The organism is Massilia oculi, assembly GCF_003143515.1.
Lineage (GTDB): Bacteria > Pseudomonadota > Gammaproteobacteria > Burkholderiales > Burkholderiaceae_D > Telluria > Telluria oculi.
Genome location: NZ_CP029343.1, coordinates 2,183,075 through 2,200,058 on the forward strand (window position 1 = coordinate 2,183,075; position 16,984 = coordinate 2,200,058).

Sequence of the window (16,984 nt, forward strand, 5' to 3'; positions counted from 1 at the left end):
CGGACGCGCAACTCAGCGGGATGGACGCGCAGCGCGGTACTTCGCCAGCGCGGCCCCGAGCCAGGCGGCGCTGGCGACCGGCGCATTGCCGCCGCAGCGAACCTGGTAGGGCTTGCCGCTGAGGCTGCTTTCGCTGGCGGCGCGCGCGATGAAATCCTCGCTTGAAGCGACCAGGTCGCGCTTGAGCAGATAGTCGTATTTGCGCTGGAGGTGTTTTGCCGCTTGCGCGGCGTCGTGCCAGTTGCCATTGCGCTGGAAGCTGCAGCCCGATGCGGTCAGGTAGCCGATCAGGTGGGCGATTTCCTGGCGCGCGGCGGGGGCCGGTTCGGCATGCGCGAACAGCGGTGCGATGATCAACAGGATGGCCGTGAAGCGTTTCATCGTGAGGCAGAGGAATGGAGATGAACAAGCGCCAGTATGCCGCCATCGCCGCTTTCATGCGACGTCCCCGCCAATCGAACGGTGCATGCGGTACGGATAAAATCGGGGTCCGGACATCGTCCTGGCTGGCCGACGAACTCTGGCGCGTCACTGCTGTTTATACTGGATGCCGTTCCCACCACCGCGCCCATCATGACGACACCTCTGCACCTCTTCACGCGCGCCGCCGTTTGCGCGGCGCTTGGCCTTCCTGCACTGGCCTGGGCACAGGCGCCAGCAGCCAGCGCCGCCGCTTCGCCCGTTCCGCTGTTGCGCCAGCTCGATGGCGACTGGCGCATGTCCGGCGACGTGCGCGGCAAGCCGGTGACCTACCGGATGACGGCGGAACCCGCGCTGCAAGGCACGTTCACCGCGCTGCGGATGAAGGATGTGCAGGTGCCGGCCCAGTACGAGGCCGTCGTCTATATCGGCTACGATGCCGCCAGCAAGACCGTCATCGCGCACTGGATGGACAGCTTCGGACCAAAGTACTCGATCCCGCACGGGACGGGGCAGATCGACGGCGATACCATCCAGTTCGTCATACCCTACGCGACCGGACCGTTCCGCAATACCTGGCGCTACGATCCGGCCGCCGGGTCCTGGCAGTTCTCGCTCGAATCCGGCCAGCCGGATGGAACGTGGAAGCACTTCGCGCGCTATAAAGTCAAACGTGACTGAATGAATGAGTGGGTGAGTGAGTGAGTCAATCAGCGCCCAGGCCGCTGCGGTGGCCTGGGCGCCCGGCGTCATTCGACGCTGACCTCCTTGCGGTTGTCGCGCGACACGCGGTCGATCATCTTGTTGTAGGGATCGACGCCCACCTCGAACGGCTGCTCCTTCACCGTGACCGTCACCACCGGATTGTCGCCGGACAGCACCCGCTTTTCCAGCAGCAGCGCTTTTTCGTCGGCTTCCCTGGCTCCCTTGGCGCGGGCGAACACGCCGATCTCCACCGGCTCGTCGTAGGCGCGCGCGGTTTCCTTGCCCTTGCCGTCGGCTTCCATCTTGGCCAGGTGCAGCTTCATCGTCACGTCCCACTGGCCGTCCGGGCGCTTCTTCGCTGACGCTTCCATCACGCGGTTATCGTAGAACACGATTTTTTCGAACATGTCCGAGATCAGGGCGTGCTTGTCGGCGGGCGCCTCCGCGCGGATATAGTCGAGCAGCTCCTTCGAGGTGGTGAACGGCGACTCTTGATAACCCTTGTCTTCGAGGAAGCGCTTGAGCGCGCGGTTCAACGCCTGTTCGCCGATCTCGTCGCGCAGGCGGTAGAAGATCAGGCTGCCCTTGCGGTAGTGGATGTAGTCCTGGTTTTCCACGCGCATGAGCGGCAGCTCTTCGATCACCTCACCGCCGCGCGAACGCAGGTAGCGATCCAGTTCATAGCGCAGGAAGCGGCGCATCTGGTGGCGTCCGTACTCCTTTTCCATCACCATCAGCGCCGAGTACTGCGACAGCGATTCGATCAGCATGCTCGAACCCTGCACGTTGGCAGCCGTGACCTGGTGGCCCCACCACTGGTGCGCCATCTCGTGGGCCGTCACGTAAAACACGTAGTCGATGTCTTCCTTGTCGCGCAGGTCGGCGATGAAGCCGATCGACTCCGAGAACGGGATGGTATTGGCGAACGACTGGGCGAAGGTCTGGTAGTTGGGGAACTCCAGGATGCGCACCTGCTTGTGCTGGTAAGGCGTGAACTCGGTCGTGAAGTAGTCCAGCGACTTGCGGGTGGCCTCGATCATCCGGTCCACGTTGTAGCCGTGCTTGGCGTCGTGGTAGATCTCGATCGGGATGCCGTTCCACTCGCCCTTCTTCACTTGCCAGCGCGCCGACAGGTAGGCGAAGAACGGCATCATCTTCTGGTCCATCTTGTAGTGATAGTAGTTGCGGCCGTTCTCCTTCCACGACCTTTGCAGGTAGCCCGGCGCCAGCGCGATCTGGTCGCCGCTGGTCGACACCGTGGTCTCGAAGCCGATCCAGTCCGCGCCGCCCCCGAACAGGGAATCGGCGCGCGCGGCCTCGTCCTCGAGCTTGGGCATGCGCTGCGGCTCGCCCAGCCCGCGTTTGCGGCGCTCGTTGCGGTCCTTCAGCTCGTAGTCGGACTGGTAGCCGAGCATCGGGAAGAACTCGTGGTTGTTGAAGAAGGTGCCGTTCAGGTTGAAGGTGTCGGCCTCACCCGAGTTCGAGAAACCCTGCCGATGCGCATCGACCGTGAAGTGGAGCGGCAGGCGCGCGCCCGGCGCCAGTGGTTCGGCCAGCTTCAGGATCCTGAAGCCCGATTCCGCATCGTCCAGCACCACCTGGTGCGGCGGCAGCTTGCCCAGGGTGGTGACGACGTCGGGGTTGAACTGCAGGCGCAGGGTATCGAGCGGCTGGTCGGTCTTGTTCTCCAGGACGTAGCTGCCCTTGACCGTCACGCGGCGCTGCTCGGGATAGATGTCGACCGCGGCGCGCACGTCGATGATCTTCGGATGCGGCAGGTCCTTGTACTGGCGGTAGTTCTTCTCGTACCGGGCCTGCTTGTCCATGCTCACGTTCTTCGCTTCATAGCGGCCCAGGGTCACGGTGTTGTGGAAGATCCAGCCGCCGACCAGGGCGAAGGCGATCGTGCACAGCGCCAGCGTCACGCCCGCGCCGCCTTTCAGGCGGCGGCCCGCCTGGCGCACGCGCGCACGCCACTCGACCGACAGGCCGCGCACCCAGAAGGCCTGGGCCACGATCAGCGCCGCCAGGCAGAACAGCGTCCAGTACAGCGCGAACCAGGCCCAGCCGGTGACGAAATGGCCGAAGCCGTTCATGTCCGAATACGGCGTGTCCGGCAGCAGCGCGATGTTGTACAGGTTGTGATCGAGGTGCATCACGGACAGGACGATCTGCGCGATCAGGAGGACGATCACCAGCAGGTAGCCAAGAAATTTGTTGTTGGTCACGACCTGCAGCACGATGGCGATCAGCGCCATCAGCACGAACGGCAGGCCGGCCATGAACACGCCCTTGACGTACACCCCGAATTCCACCGGAGCCCCGCCCCGGAACAGCTGGATGGCGATCGCGGTCAGGATCCCGGCGAACAGGAAGACCAGCACCACGCCCACCAGCGCCAGGCTCTTGGCAACCAGCGGCGCCCAGTCTGGCATCGGCATGGCGTCGCTCACGTCGGCGATCCTGGCCTGGCGTTCCTTGAAGATCAGCTCGCCCGCATAGAAGGTCAGGATGATAATCAGGAGGAAGTTGAACGACCCGTTCAGCAGCTCGATCATCAGGTGCGTGCGCGGGTAGACGTCGGTGCCGAACAGCGCGTCGAGCTGGCTCGAGCTGCCTACCATGTTCAGCACGCCGAACAGCAGCAGGACGAGAAAGGGCACGCTCTTGAACACCGCGATGGCATCGAAGGCGAAGATGTGCCAGCACTGGGCCCAGCGCGTGGCGCGGGTGAAGCGTGGCGCGACGCGCGGGAGGGCGACCGCTACCTGCACGACGGAAGGCAGGGCCTGCGCCTTGGCCTTGCCGAACAGGCGCTTGCCGGTCCCGGCGCGCTGCGGCTTGAACAGGGCCAGGGTCAGGCCGACCAGCACCAGGGCGACGGCGCTCCACAGCAGGCGGTTGGCCAGCATGTAGCCGCCAATATCAGGCAGGCCGGCATTCGATTCGGCGCTCGAGAAGTAGCGCGTGGCGCGGGCGAGCGCGCGCATGCCGAAGGGATCGGCCAGCACGGCGATCCACTCGTTGTCGATGTCCGAGGTGAAGCTGCCTGCGACGATCCAGAGCACGAAGAAAGCCATCACGCCGACGTACACCATCATGATCGAACGGGTGGTGGCGGCCAGCAGCATCAGCAGGGCGCCGATGAAGAACAGATTGGGCACGACCAGCACGCCCAGCGCCCACAGGTAGGCCGCGCCGGGGAACGGGCCGACGCGCTGGGCGTCGATCCAGGGCATCATGGGACCGAGCATCGAACCGAGCACGATCATGGCGAAGATGAGGAGGCACGCCACCAGGCCGGCGGCAAAGCGGCCGACCAGGTAGTCGTGCTTTTTCATCGGCGTGGCAAACAGCATGTCGGAAATGCCGATCTCGCCGTCGCGCAGCACCCCGCCGGCGATGAAGATGGTGACGACGAACATCGACATCAGGCTGAAGAAGCCCAGCAGTTGTGCGACTACGACCGGCGCATTGCGGTTGACGTTGCCGATGCTGCCGCCGACCTGGATCGCGTCGCTGGTGGTGGCGCCGAAGGCCAGCGCGCCGAAGACCAGCGCGCATACCCACAGCAGGGGCTGGCGCAGCTGGAAGTCCAGCTCGAACTTGAAGAATTCTTTCAGCATGCCGCCCTCCTCACGCCGTCACCGGCGCAGCCTGGCCGGCCGCGCGGCCGGCATTGCGGATCTGCAGGAAGTAGACGTCTTCCAGGTCCGGCTCGACGCTGACGAAACCATCGTCCGGCTGCGACTCGGCATACACGTTGATCTGCGGCCGGCCCGCCACCAGGCGGGTGGACAGCACGTTGAAGCGTTGCTGGTATTCGGGCAGGGCTTCCTGGCTGACGGTGCGGCGCCACACGCGGCTTTTCAGGGTGTCGATCGCGGCCTGGGGCTCGCCCTGCAGCAGCACCGTGCCTTTGGCGATCATGGCCATGCGCGGGCACAGGTCGGTCACGTCCTCGACGATGTGGGTCGACAGGATGACCACCACCTCCTCGCCGATCTTGGCCAGCAGGTTCAGGAAGCGATTGCGCTCGTCGGGATCGAGGCCGGCGGTCGGCTCGTCGACGATCACCAGGCGCGGTGCGCCGAGCAGCGCCTGGGCGATGCCGAAGCGCTGGCGCATGCCGCCCGAATAGGTGCCCAGGCCGCGCTTCCTCGCCTCCCACAGATTGGTCTGGTGCAGCAGGGCTTCGACGATCTCCTTGCGCTCGCCCTTCGCGGTCAGGCCTTTCAGGACGGCGAAGTGGTTCAGCAGCTTTTCGGCGCTGACCTTCGGATAGACGCCGAAGTCCTGCGGCAGATAGCCTAGCTGGCGGCGCAGCCCCTCTTTATCGGCCAGGACGTCGAGGCCGTGGAAGTGGATGCTCCCGCTGTCGGGATCCTGCAAGGTGGCGATGGTGCGCATCAAGGAGGACTTGCCGGCGCCATTCGGCCCGAGCAGGCCGAACATGCCGTTCGGGATCTCGAGGCTGACATCGTTGATGGCTTTGACGCCATTGGCATAGGTCTTGTTGAGCTGCTTGATCGATAACATCGGCGGTCACTCCAGGAGGCGGTTGATGTGGCAGGTAATCCCTTCCGGATAATGTAACGTTAATGAAATGCAATGTCAGGATTTTGTGACAAGCTGTCGAAATACGGGAATGGACGACGATTCCATGGACATGCGCGTGACGGCGAATGCACCGGACCGGGAGACGGCGCCGTCATGGCCGTGGCGACCATGCGGGCAAACCATCCCTCATGTGTGTTGCACGGGCGTGTTGGGGAAGTGCAGGGTGAAAGTCGTCCATCCCGCCTGGGTACAGTCAACAACCGCTTTTCCATCATGCAACAGCATGATCGCACGCACGATCGCCAGGCCCAGGCCGGCGGACGCGCCTTCCACCGAGCGCGCCTGGTCGCCGCGATAGTAGCGGTCGAATATCCTGTCGATCTGGTCGGCAGGGATGCCCGCCCCCGTATTGCTGACCGAAATCACGGTGCAGGTGTCCTGCGACGTTGCCAGGATGCTCACGGCGCCGCCCCTGGCGGTGTGAGCGATCGCATTGGACAGCAGATTGCCGACGGCACGCTGGAACAGGATCGGCTCGGCCCGCACCGCGGTCGTCGCGCCGCGCGCGTCCAGCGTCAGCGCCACACCCGACTCGTCGGCCAGTCCCTCGAAATAGTCACGTATCCGCGACAGCTCGGCACGGGTATCCAGGCTGCGCTGCTCCAGCTTCAGCTGGGCATTTTCGGCGCGCGCCAGGAACAGCGTGTTTTCGATCATGCGGGCGAGGCGCTCGTACTCTTCGAGGTTCGACGCCATCAGCGCCTGGTATTCCTCGGCCGATCTCGAGCGCGACAGGGCGACCTGGGTTTCCACCATCAGCGTGTTGACGGGGGTGCGCATATCGTGCGCGAGATCCGCGCCGAACACGGCGAGGCGCTGCATGCCCTCTTCGATACGGTCGAGCATCGCATTGAAGGCGATGCTCAGGCCCTGCAACTCGACCGGCACGGTGTCGACCGGCAGGCGCTGGTTCAGGCGATGCGCACTGATCTCGTCGGTTTGCGCCGTGACCTGCTGGAGCGGACGCAGTCCGTGGCGCACGATGGCGAATGCGAACAGGGTCATGATCGCGGCCCCGGCCACCAGCGCGCCGACCAGATCGCCCGCGTAGCGCCTGAGCACCAGCAGACGCTCGGAGCGCTCGCGCGCGATCGACACCCGCAGCGGCGCGCCATCGGCGGTGGCCGCCATCAGCGTGAGGCTGCGCGCCCGTCCCGTGGCGGTCGTCAGTTCGCGGATGTCCATCACGCGCGGCGCCTGCCCGAGCGGAACCGCCGGCGGCGTTCCGCGTGCGTGCGGCGAATGCCCGCTGTACGCCAGCGGGCGGCCCCGCGCATCCTCGATACGCAAGGAAACGCCTTCGCCGTACACCGTGCTCAGCACCCTTCCCGGCGCCGCCCGCAGCGTGGCCGCCGATGGCTCGCCCGAGAGCAGGTGCCGCAGCACCGCGGCCTTGTTCAGCAGGTCGGTGTCGTCGCGCAGCAGCATCTGGGTAGCCAGGGTGCGGTACAAGTAGGCCCCGATCACGACCAGGATGATGACGGCGATCGCGGAAAACAGCAATGCCAGACGCAGCGCGATCGATAGCCGTTGCCGCCTCACGCGCGCAGCTCCATGACATACCCCATGCCACGCACGGTATGCACCAGCTTGTCCGGCCACATGTCGTCGATCTTGGCGCGCAAGCGGCGGATCGCGACGTCGACGACATTGGTGTCGGAGTCGAAATTCATGTCCCACACCTGGGACGCGATCTGGGAGCGCGACATGACCTCGCCCTGTCGCCTGGCCAGCAGATGCAGCAGCGCGAATTCCTTGGGCGTGAGGTCGATGCGCTGGCCGGCGCGCGCGACGCGATGGCGCACCACGTCGATCTCCAGGTCGGCCAGCCGGATGAATGTCGCCTCACGCACCGGGCCGCGCCGCAGCAGGGTGCGTATCCGCGCGAGCAGCTCGGTGAAGTCGAACGGCTTGACGAGATAGTCGTCGGCGCCAAGTTCGAGTCCGTGGACACGGTCGGGAACATCGTCGCGGGCGGTCAGGAACAGGACGGGGATATCCTTGCGCTCGCGCAGGCGACGCAGCACGGTCCAGCCATCCATTCGCGGCAGCATCACGTCGAGGACGACCAGCTCGTAATCGAGCTCGAGCGCCAGGTTGAGGCCGTCCACGCCGTTGCGCGCCACGTCGACCGTGAAGCCGGACTCCTGCAGCCCCTTGTGCAGGTAGTCCCCGGTCTTGGGCTCGTCTTCCACAATCAGTATGCGCATCCGAACTGTTCTCCTTGGCGATATTGTGCGCGCTCTTCGCCGGGTCGTGGATTACTTAATTGTAATGATGGCGTCATGCCGGTGTCAGGACCAGGCCATTAAGCTGGTTTCCATCGCAGCTGCAAGCTGCCCACCACGAAAAGGAACCGCCATGAAAACCATCGCCCTGCTTGTTTCCCTCGGTTTTGCCGCCCAGGTCTGCGCCGCCGCGCCATCGGCGTCGGACTACGGCAGCCCTGCGACCCCTGAATCACCCGGCCGCCTCGTCAAGGTAAAAGCCGATACCCGTAACATCAACGTATATGACGGCGAGACCGTGCATTTCGTGCTGGACGATCAACGCATCGGTTGGAACTTCAACACCCGCACCCGGGAAGCCGTGCTCGATCTCGAGACGATCGCCCCCGCAGGCACGGCCGTCGGGAAGGTGCGCATCTGGGTTCTTCCCAACCCCATCTACCAGGGCTGAACACGATGCGCACCCTTGCAATCTTGCTTGCAGCCAGCTGCACGAACGTCGCCGCCCAGGACGCGCACCATGGCCATGGCGTACCGGCCACCGCCGGCGCACCGGCCTTCCAGGCGGCCGGCACCCGGTCTTTCGACCAGCTGATGGCAGATGCGATGGCGGTGATGGACGATGGCATGCGCCGGGCGCCGATGAATGGCCGGGCGGAGCACGACTTCATCACGATGATGATTCCCCATCACCAGGGCGCCGTCGACATGGCCAAGGCAGTCCTCCTGCACACGCACGACCCGGCCTTGCGCAACCTGGCGCTCGGGATCATCGCGGAGCAGCAGAACGAGATCAACCTGATGCGCGCCTGGCTGCTGCACAACCAGAACAAGGAAGGACAACCATGATTCGATGCCATTTTCTCGCCGCGACCGCGATCGCCATGAGCGCGGCCGCGGCGTGCCATGCCGCGCCTGCAGCGACGGACCGCGTCTATACCGCGGACCAGAACACCAACACGGTCTCGGTGTTCGATCCTTCGAGCAACCGCCTGCTCGGCCAGATACGCCTCGGCAATCGCCGGCCCGATGTCCTTTCGCCTTTGTACAAGGGCGAAATCAACGTACATGGGCTGGGTTTCTCGCCGGACCACAAGACACTGCTGGTCGTCTCCAACGGCTCCAACTCCGCCATCTTCATCGACACCGCGACCAACCAGGTCAAGGGCAAGACCTATCTCGGCCGCTCGCCCCATGAAGGCTTCTTTACTGCCGACGGCAAGGAAGCCTGGGTAGTGGTGCGCGGCGAAGACTATATATCGGTCATCGACCCCGGAACCTTCAGGGAGACCGGACGCATCCAGACCGCGCCCGGGCCGGGCATGGTGCAGTTTCATCCGGATGGCAAGCTGGCGTTCGTGGTCTCGAGCTTCACGCCGCAAGTCGACGTGATCGACGTCAAGTCGCGCCGGGTCGTGAAGCGCATCCCGGTGGCCAGCCCGTTCTCGCCGTTCCTGCAGTTCACGCCCGACCACCGGGAAATCTGGATGACGCACAAGGACGTCGGCAAGGTCACCCGTATCGATACCCGCACGCTCGAGGTGACGGGAACGGTCGACACCGGCTTCATCACCAATCACCTCGCCTTCGCGACCGTCGGCCGCGACGTGCTGGCCTACGTGACGGTCGGCGGCGAGAACGCCGTCAAGGTGTTCAGTACCGGGCGCCAGGCGAAGCTGCTCGCCACCATACCGACCGGCGCCCTGCCACACGGCATCTGGACGTCCACCGACTCCAGCCGGCTGTACGTGGGGCTGGAAAACGGCGACGGGGTCGATGTCATCGATACGGCAAGCAACAAGGTGATCGCCCGCATGGCCGGCGGCCAGGCGCCCCAGGCCCTGGTCTACCTCGCCGGGGTCGGCCTGCCGAACTCGGCTCCCAACCTCTCGCCGCGACTCAACGACGATCCCGTCAACGTGTCGCTGCAGGCGATGCAAGGCAGCGGCCGTGGCTTTGCCGTGGTCCGCAACCTCGGGATCGTCGACTCGCTGGAAGTGTCGCTGTTCAAGCTCAAGCCAACGACGGGGTACAGCGTCTATCTTGCCGGGATGGACAAACCTGCCGCCAACTTCATGACCGATGCGAACGGCGCGGCGGGCGGCGCCGTCATCGGCCCCGTCAAGGCCTATGGCATGTCCGAGGGCACGGATACGCCGGCGGGCCGGGGCATCCTGGTGATGGAGGGCGCCACGGCCCCATCGCGCGCGCGCGCCGTGCTGGTCGACGCGCGCTGACCCAGGCGCCATGCGCGGTGCTCGCCCCCGGCGGCGGCGCCGCGCCATGTTCGCTCTCAACAGCTCGCGTGCCGAACGCTTTACGATAAAGCGTCCCGGAGCACGAGAAAAGGAAAATCGATGAGCCTGGCCGTCCTGAGAAGCCGCGCCCTGGCCGGCATGGAAGCGCCCGCAGTCAATGTCGAAGTCCACCTTGCCAACGGCCTGCCTGGCATCGCGATCGTCGGCCTGCCCGATACCGAGGTGCGCGAAGCCAAGGACCGTGTACGCGCCGCGCTGCAGAATTCCGGCTTCGACCTCCCGGCGCGCCGCATCACGATCAACCTGGCGCCGGCCGACCTGCCGAAAGAGTCCGGCCGTTTCGACCTGCCCATCGCGCTGGGCATCCTTGCCGCCTCGCGCCAGATCCGCCACGATGCGCTGCACCGCTACGAATTCGCCGGCGAACTGTCGCTGTCGGGTGAATTACGCCCGGTGCGCGGCGCGCTGGCGATGGCGTTCGCGATGGCGCGTGACGGTGATGATGACATGCGCGCCTTCATCCTGCCGCTGGCCAACGCCGACGAAGCGGCGCTGGTCGAGGCGGCCGCAATCCTTCCGGCGCGCACCTTGCTCGAGGTCTGCGCCCACTTCGCCAACGCGCCCGACGCGCCGAAGCTGGCGCGCCATCATGGCCCCGGCATGGCGCGGCTGCCTTCCTATCCCGACTTCGCCGAGGTCAAGGGCCAGCAGCACGCCAAGCGCGCGCTCGAGGTGGCGGCGGCCGGAGCGCACTCCGTCCTGCTGGTCGGCCCGCCAGGCGCCGGCAAGAGCATGCTGGCGGCGCGCCTGCCCGGCCTGCTGCCGCCGATGAGCGAAGCCGAGGCGCTCGAATCGGCCGCCGTACAGTCGCTGGCCGGCGGCTTCGCGCCCGAACGCTGGCGCCAGCGGCCGTTTCGCAGTCCGCATCACACGACGTCCGGCGTGGCCCTGGTCGGCGGCGGCAACCTGCCGCGGCCGGGCGAGGTGTCGCTGGCCCATCATGGGGTGCTGTTCCTCGACGAGCTGCCCGAGTTCGAGCGGCGCGTACTGGAAGTGCTGCGCGAACCGCTGGAATCGGGATCGATCACGATCTCGCGCGCGGCCCACCAGGCCGACTTCCCGGCGCGCTTCCAGCTGATCGCGGCGATGAATCCCTGCCCCTGTGGCTGGCTGGGCCATGCCAGCGGCAAGTGCCGCTGCACGCCGGACGCCGTGCTGCGCTACCAGGGGCGCATATCGGGGCCTCTGCTCGACCGCATCGACATCCAGCTGCCGGTGATGGCCATGGCGCTGGAAGGCATGGGCGCGCAGGCCGATGGCGAATCGAGTGCGAGCATCGCGCAACGCGTGGCGCAAGCCCATGCGCGCCAGCTCGCGCGCCAGGGACGGACCAACAGCGGGCTGGGGCCGGGCGAGATCGATCGCCATTGCGCGCCCGATGAGGCCGGGCGCCGGCTGCTGCACGACGCGGCCCGGCACCTGCACTGGTCGGCGCGGGCCTACCACCGCGTGCTCAAGGTGGCGCGCACGATCGCCGACCTGGCGGACGTGGATGAGGTGAGGTCGAAGCACGTGGCCGAGGCGATCGGGTATCGGCGCGCGCTGCGCGACGACTGAAGTCACTTGGGCGCGGCGGCGCGGCCGCCGGCGGCCAACGTCAGCATCACGGCGAGCACCTCGAAGCCGCTGCCAACCCAGCCCACCTGTCCGGCCGACCAGCGCGTCACGGCCAGGCCGCCAAGCATGGCGCCCAGCGCGAAGCCCGCGTACTGCCCGTGCCGGCCGGGTAGACCGCTAGGCCAGCGCCTGCTCGCGCGCCGCGCGCTTGATCGCCTGCGGCGGCTGGCCGAAGGCGCGCAGGAAGGCGCGCCGCATGCGCTCGGGGTCGGCGAAGCCGGTCTCGCGCGCGACCACGTCGATTGAGTGGTTGCTGGTCTCGATCATGGCGCGCGCCGCCTCGACCCGCAGCACTTCGATCGCGCGCGCCGGCGATTGCCCGGTCTCAAGGCGGAAGGTGCGGCTGAACTGGCGCGTGCTCAGGTTGGCCGCCTCGGCCAGCTCGTCGACCGACAGCGGCCGCCGCAGGTGGCTCTTGGCATAGGTGAGCGCCTGCTGGATGCGGTCCGATTTCGGCTCCAGCTCGAGCAGGGCCGAGAATTGCGACTGGCCGCCGCTGCGGCGGTGGTAGACCACCATGTGGCGCGCGATGTGCTTCGACGCGTCCTTGCCCAGGTCTTCCTCCACCATCGCCAGGCACAGGTCGATGCAGGCGGTCATGCCGGCCGAGGTCCACACGCGGCCGTCGTTGATGTAGATGCGGTCTTCCTCGATGCGCGACTTTGGACAGGCGCGCTGCAGGTCGCGCGCCAGCGCCCAGTGGGTGGTCGCGCGGCGGCCGTCGATCAGCCCGGCCTCGGCCAGGATGAAGGCGCCGGTGCAGATGCTGGCGGTGCGGCGCGAGGCCGCGCTGGCTTCGCGCAGGAAGTTCAGGAAGGGCGCGCTCGACCTGAAGCCGACCGGGGTCATGATGCCTGCCACGATCAGGGTGTCGTAGTCGCGCCGGTCGAAGGCTTCGGTGAACACGCCGACGCCGGACGAGCTGGCGAGCACGCCGCCGTGCTCCGACAGCATGGTCATGTCATAGAACGGCCCCCCGTCGAGACCGTTGGCGATCTCGAATACGGTGGTGGCCATCAGGTCGAGCGCCTGGAAGCCGGGCGACAGCAGGAATCCGATTCTGCGTTTCATGATGATCCTAGAATGCGCGACAGAGAAAATAATACGCCAAGACGCGCCGGGCGGCCCGACGTCCTCCATCTTTCGATGCAGACCGGCCCGCCCGGCGCTCCGCGGCTGGCCACGATATGGCTCTCGGCGGCGGGCGCCTCGTTGATGCGCATGACCCGCACGTCGTGGAAGTTCGACTGCTGGATGAGTCCTTCCGCCACCGTCGCCTTGCCCCACAAAGCGGCCGAGATGCCGAAGTTGATGCCGCTCTCGAGCTGGGCGCGGATGGCCATTCCCCTGGACTTGGTTTGTTCGGCGAATGGTCTCAGAAGTTTCCCCTCGGGAGCGGACGTAAATCCCCCGATTCAGGACATCCGGCCATGCCGCCAGGTCCAAAGAATACCGCTCCCGCCTCTCCCCAAAAAACGGCAAAGGAGGGAGGCGCTGCTGCTACTATCGTGCCATGCGACCAACCAATCCTCTCCGAATGCGCTTGCGCATCCTCGTCCCGGCCCTGCTGGCGGCAAGCCTGCTGGCCGGCTGCAATCCCACCTATAACTGGCGCGAACACGCGAGCCAGGAAGGCCGCTACAAGATCCTGTTCCCGGCCAAGCCTGCCACCTTTACGCGCGCGGTGGACCTCGACGGCTTGCGGGTGGAGATGACCATGACGGCGGCCGAAGTCGACGGCGCCACCTTCGCCGTCGGCGCCGCCACGGCGCCCGATGCCGCACACGCCCGCGCTGCACTTCCGGCGATGCGCCAGGCCCTGCTGCGCAATATCGGCGCCGGCGAGGATGCGGCGCCGGCGCCGCAGGAAGGCTTGCGCGTGGAGGCGACGGGCGCCGCCAACGGCAAGCCGATGCGCCTGCATGGCCGCTTCGAGGCGCGCGGCGAGCGCTTCTACCAGGTCATCGTGCTCGGCCCCGCCGATGCCGCGCCGACGGAGCAGGTCGAGCAGTTCCTGTCGTCGTTTTCAGCCCAGTGAGGCCAGCCATGGACGCCCATCCTGCCGCCTTGCGCCTGGCCGGCCTGCGCAAGGATTTCGACCGTCCCGCCGTCGATGGACTCGACCTGGTGGTGCGGCGCGGCGAGTTCTATGCCCTGCTCGGCCCCAACGGCGCCGGCAAGACCACCACGCTGAGGCTGGTGACCGGCCTGCTGGCGCCGGACGCCGGCAGCATCGAGGTTCTCGGCATCGACCTGGCCGGCGCACCGGCGGCGGCCAAGGCCAGGATGGCCTACCTGCCGGACGAGCCGATGTTGTACGGGAAGCTCAAGCCCTTCGAGTACCTGGAATTCGTGGCCGGGCTATGGGGCGTGCGCGCCAGGGAAGCCGAGGCGCGCGCACGCGAGCTGCTCGACTGGCTCGACCTGAGCCGGCATGCGCACGAGCTGACTGAAGGATTCTCGCGCGGGATGAAGCAGAAGCTGGCCCTGGCCGGAGCCCTGATCCACGAACCGGAGCTGTTGATCCTCGACGAACCGCTGACCGGCCTGGACGCGGTCGCGGCGCGCCAGGTGAAGGACCTGCTCCTGGCCCACGTCGCCAAGGGCGGCACGGTGATCCTGACCACGCACATCCTCGAAGTGGCGGAGCGGCTGGCGCAGCGCATCGGGATCATCCGCCAGGGCCGCCTGATCGCCGAGGGCACGCTGGACGAGCTGCGTGTCCGCACCCAGGGCGGCAGCCTGGAAGACGTATTCCTGCAGCTGACGGCCGCGCCATGAGGGCGGCGCCGGGCAGCGTCGGCTGGCTGCTGCGGCACGAGCTGCGGCTGGCCTGGTTCAATGCCTCGGGCGGCAAGGAAGGCGCCGGCAAGCGGCGGCCCGCCAATGCGGCGATCGGCCTGGCGCTGGTCGGCTGGGCCGCCCTGCACCTGCTGGCATGGGTGACCGTGCGCGCCCTGGCCGGCAGCCAGGGCGACGATCCGCGCATCCTGTTCGCCATCTCGGCCGTGCTGGCGGGCGGCGCGGCCTTCATGCTGTCGTCGGCGATCAAGTCGAGCGTGCTGGTGCTGTTCGAGCGCAGCGACCTCGATCTGCTGCTGTCGTCGCCCCTGCCCTCGCACAGCATTTTTACCGTGCGCCTGGCCGGCGTGGCGGCCAGCACCGCCGCCGTGTACCTGTTCTTCCTGGCGCCGTTCGCCCATGCCGGCCTGCTGCAGGGGCAGTGGCGCTGGCTCGGCATCTATCCGGGCGTGGTCTCGGTCGCGGTGCTGTGCAGCTGCCTTGCGATGCTGCTCACGCTCGGCCTGGTGCGGGTGCTCGGTGCGCGCCGCACCCGCGTGGTGGCCCAGGTGATCGGGGCGCTGGCCGGAGCCCTGTTCGTCATCGTATCCCAGCTGCATGCGCTGTCGTCCAGGGATGTCCAGGGCCGCGTGCGCGGGATGCTGGACAGCCTGTTGCGCCAGGACGGCGTGGAAGATCACCTGTTGCTGCTGCCGGCACGCGCCATGCTGGGTGAACCGCTGCCGATACTGCTGCTGGCGGCGCTGGCTACCGTGGTATTCGTGCTGACGGCGCGGCTTACGCATCGTTTCTTTACGCATGGCCTGCAACTGGCGGCGTCCGAGACGCGTGCGGGAACGGCGCCCACCACGCTCCAGCGTCACCACTTCGGCCGCAGCCTGTTCCATACCGTCGTCGTCAAAGAGTGGCGCCTGATCGTGCGCGATCCGCATCTGCTGTCGCAGGTGCTGCTGCAGCTGCTGTTCCTGCTGCCGCTGTTCTTCCTCATTTTTCAGCGCACCGACGTGCAGGTGCAGGCGCTGGGCGCCGGGCTGACGCTGCTGTGCGGCTCGCTGACCGGCGCGCTGGCCTGGATCGCGCTGTCCGCCGAGGATGCGCCGGACCTGCTGCTGGTCTCGCCCGCGTCGATGCGCACGGTCCGGCGCGCCAAACTGGCGGCCGCCGTCATGCCGGTGCTCGCACTGGTGGCGGCCCCGCTGCTGTGGCTGACCGTTCGTACGCCGGCTGCGGGGCTGATCGTCTGTTTCGTGGTGTGCGGCGCCGTGCTGGGCGCCGGGTTGATCGTGTTCTGGTGCGGCCGGCCTGGGGTGCGCAGCAATTTCAAGGGCCGCGGCAAGGGTGGGTTCGTGATGAATATGCTCGAGCTATTGAACAACCTGGCCTGGGGAGCGCTGGGCTGGTTCCTGGCCGGGGCGACGCGCACGCCTTTGTCGGATGCGAGCATGCTGGCAGTGATGGGGAGCGGTGCGCTGGCTGTCGTCGTGCTTGGGGTCGCCTGGATCCTGAGGGCAAAACATGCCTGAGTTGTGCGAGCGCGCGCACTGTGAGCTTGCGTCAGTCGTGCTATCGTTCAGACACTAACAAAACCAAGAGATAGCCATGTTGATTACTTTTAAATGCAGATCCTACCCAGAGGTCTTGATGTACCAGGAGCATGCCAAGCGCATCCTCGACCTGTTGCACAAGGAACCGGAACGCGGTGTCATCACCGCGGCAGAAGCAGAACAAGTGATCCCGCGCCTTGAGGCCGAGATCGAAGAGAGCCGCAAGCACCAGGTGACCGAGCAGGTGGCGCAAGATGTCCACGCGCACCATCGCGATGAAGATGACCACGAACATCAACCGATCGAGGTGGTCACCTTCTCGGCACGGATGTATCCGCTGCTGGAAATGATGCGCTCGGCGCGGGATAACAAGACCGATATCTTGTGGGGTGTTTGACATTCTCGCGGTCTGAGGCTGGCCGAGGCCGATCCGATACCTGATCGCGCCATAGCGTGGATGGCTCTGTCATCCGCGCGCCCAGCTATCCTATGAGTAATCCATCTCCGTGGATTCACGACGTTTTTCCGCGACAGAAAGCAAAAAACCCCGCTCAGAACATTTCTGAGCGGGGTTTTTCATATAACTAGCCTGACGATAACCTACTTTCACACTGGTTGCAGCACTATCATCGGCGCAAAGTCGTTTCACGGTCCTGTTCGGGATGGGAAGGGGTGGGACCGACTTGCTATGGTCATCAGGCATGACTTGTACGAGCAGTCGCGACAATTC

Annotated in this window: 17 protein-coding genes and 1 rRNA gene; 9 read left to right on the forward strand and 9 right to left on the reverse strand. The window is 66.3% G+C overall.

Annotated features, from left to right (window positions below):
• Positions 1 to 12 precede the first annotated feature (12 nt).
• A complete protein-coding gene (locus tag DIR46_RS10140; protein WP_109345134.1) occupies positions 13 to 381 on the reverse strand; it encodes a YfeK family protein in 369 nt (122 codons plus the stop codon).
• Between the two features lie 192 nt (positions 382 to 573).
• On the opposite strand from DIR46_RS10140, the gene DIR46_RS10145 reads away from it, so the two are divergent.
• Positions 574 to 1,101: a DUF1579 family protein gene (locus DIR46_RS10145; protein ID WP_162819485.1), complete on the forward strand. Its 528-nt coding sequence runs from the start codon at positions 574 to 576 to the stop codon at positions 1,099 to 1,101.
• Positions 1,102 to 1,169: 68 nt separating this feature from the next.
• Here DIR46_RS10145 and DIR46_RS10150 read toward each other — a convergent pair whose 3' ends face one another.
• From DIR46_RS10150 to DIR46_RS10165, 4 genes are all read right to left on the reverse strand, one after another.
• Positions 1,170 to 4,751 carry an ABC transporter permease/M1 family aminopeptidase gene (locus DIR46_RS10150; protein WP_109345136.1) on the reverse strand — a complete coding sequence of 1,194 codons (3,582 nt, stop codon included), beginning with the start codon at positions 4,749 to 4,751 and terminating at the stop codon, positions 1,170 to 1,172.
• Between the two features lie 10 nt (positions 4,752 to 4,761).
• Positions 4,762 to 5,664, reverse strand: coding sequence for an ABC transporter ATP-binding protein (locus tag DIR46_RS10155; protein ID WP_109345137.1), 903 nt, complete (start codon positions 5,662 to 5,664; stop codon positions 4,762 to 4,764).
• A 207-nt stretch (positions 5,665 to 5,871) separates the two neighbouring features.
• Positions 5,872 to 7,287: a heavy metal sensor histidine kinase gene (locus DIR46_RS10160; protein WP_162819486.1), complete on the reverse strand. Its 1,416-nt coding sequence runs from the start codon at positions 7,285 to 7,287 to the stop codon at positions 5,872 to 5,874.
• Positions 7,284 to 7,955 carry a heavy metal response regulator transcription factor gene (locus tag DIR46_RS10165; RefSeq protein ID WP_109345139.1) on the reverse strand — a complete coding sequence of 224 codons (672 nt, stop codon included), beginning with the start codon at positions 7,953 to 7,955 and terminating at the stop codon, positions 7,284 to 7,286. Before DIR46_RS10165 ends, DIR46_RS10160 begins: the two co-directional genes overlap by 4 nt.
• 151 nt (positions 7,956 to 8,106) lie before the next feature.
• Here DIR46_RS10165 and DIR46_RS10170 point away from each other — a divergent pair, with 151 nt between their 5' ends.
• The 4 genes from DIR46_RS10170 to DIR46_RS10185 all read left to right on the forward strand — a co-directional run bounded on the left by DIR46_RS10170 (position 8,107) and on the right by DIR46_RS10185 (position 11,848).
• Positions 8,107 to 8,424, forward strand: coding sequence for a CzcE family metal-binding protein (locus DIR46_RS10170; RefSeq protein ID WP_162819487.1), 318 nt, complete (start codon positions 8,107 to 8,109; stop codon positions 8,422 to 8,424).
• 5 nt (positions 8,425 to 8,429) lie between these two features.
• Positions 8,430 to 8,822, forward strand: a complete 393-nt coding sequence (locus DIR46_RS10175; protein ID WP_109345140.1) for a DUF305 domain-containing protein — start codon at positions 8,430 to 8,432, stop codon at positions 8,820 to 8,822.
• Entirely contained in the window at positions 8,819 to 10,210 is a 1,392-nt protein-coding gene (locus DIR46_RS10180; protein WP_370659963.1) for a YncE family protein, read from the forward strand. The genes DIR46_RS10175 and DIR46_RS10180 overlap by 4 nt, the downstream gene beginning before the upstream one ends.
• A gap of 120 nt (positions 10,211 to 10,330) precedes the next feature.
• Positions 10,331 to 11,848: a YifB family Mg chelatase-like AAA ATPase gene (locus DIR46_RS10185; protein ID WP_109345141.1), complete on the forward strand. Its 1,518-nt coding sequence runs from the start codon at positions 10,331 to 10,333 to the stop codon at positions 11,846 to 11,848.
• 2 nt (positions 11,849 to 11,850) lie between these two features.
• On the opposite strand, the gene DIR46_RS27620 is transcribed toward DIR46_RS10185, so the two are convergent.
• Genes DIR46_RS27620 through DIR46_RS10195 form a run of 3 tightly spaced genes read right to left on the reverse strand, consistent with a single transcriptional unit; the run spans position 11,851 to position 13,251 of the window.
• Positions 11,851 to 11,976 carry a hypothetical protein gene (locus DIR46_RS27620; protein ID WP_282433186.1) on the reverse strand — a complete coding sequence of 42 codons (126 nt, stop codon included), beginning with the start codon at positions 11,974 to 11,976 and terminating at the stop codon, positions 11,851 to 11,853.
• 49 nt (positions 11,977 to 12,025) lie between these two features.
• Positions 12,026 to 12,979 (reverse strand): GlxA family transcriptional regulator, encoded by a 954-nt coding sequence (locus tag DIR46_RS10190; protein ID WP_109345142.1) that lies wholly within the window; start codon positions 12,977 to 12,979, stop codon positions 12,026 to 12,028.
• Positions 12,976 to 13,251 (reverse strand): hypothetical protein, encoded by a 276-nt coding sequence (locus DIR46_RS10195; RefSeq protein ID WP_109345143.1) that lies wholly within the window; start codon positions 13,249 to 13,251, stop codon positions 12,976 to 12,978. The genes DIR46_RS10190 and DIR46_RS10195 overlap by 4 nt, the downstream gene beginning before the upstream one ends.
• 194 nt (positions 13,252 to 13,445) lie before the next feature.
• On the opposite strand from DIR46_RS10195, the gene DIR46_RS10200 reads away from it, so the two are divergent.
• The 4 genes from DIR46_RS10200 to DIR46_RS10215 all read left to right on the forward strand — a co-directional run bounded on the left by DIR46_RS10200 (position 13,446) and on the right by DIR46_RS10215 (position 16,651).
• The gene (locus tag DIR46_RS10200; RefSeq protein ID WP_205289106.1) at positions 13,446 to 13,946 is read left to right on the forward strand and encodes a hypothetical protein; all 501 of its coding nucleotides are present in this window, start codon (positions 13,446 to 13,448) and stop codon (positions 13,944 to 13,946) included.
• 8 nt (positions 13,947 to 13,954) lie between these two features.
• A complete protein-coding gene (locus tag DIR46_RS10205; protein WP_109345144.1) occupies positions 13,955 to 14,689 on the forward strand; it encodes an ABC transporter ATP-binding protein in 735 nt (244 codons plus the stop codon).
• Positions 14,686 to 16,233: a hypothetical protein gene (locus tag DIR46_RS10210; RefSeq protein WP_109345145.1), complete on the forward strand. Its 1,548-nt coding sequence runs from the start codon at positions 14,686 to 14,688 to the stop codon at positions 16,231 to 16,233. Before DIR46_RS10205 ends, DIR46_RS10210 begins: the two co-directional genes overlap by 4 nt.
• Before the next feature lie 76 nt (positions 16,234 to 16,309).
• Positions 16,310 to 16,651 carry a DUF1840 domain-containing protein gene (locus tag DIR46_RS10215; protein WP_109345146.1) on the forward strand — a complete coding sequence of 114 codons (342 nt, stop codon included), beginning with the start codon at positions 16,310 to 16,312 and terminating at the stop codon, positions 16,649 to 16,651.
• Positions 16,652 to 16,841: 190 nt separating this feature from the next.
• Here the strand turns inward: DIR46_RS10215 and rrf are convergent.
• Positions 16,842 to 16,954, reverse strand: a 5S ribosomal RNA gene (gene rrf / locus DIR46_RS10220).
• Positions 16,955 to 16,984 lie beyond the last annotated feature (30 nt).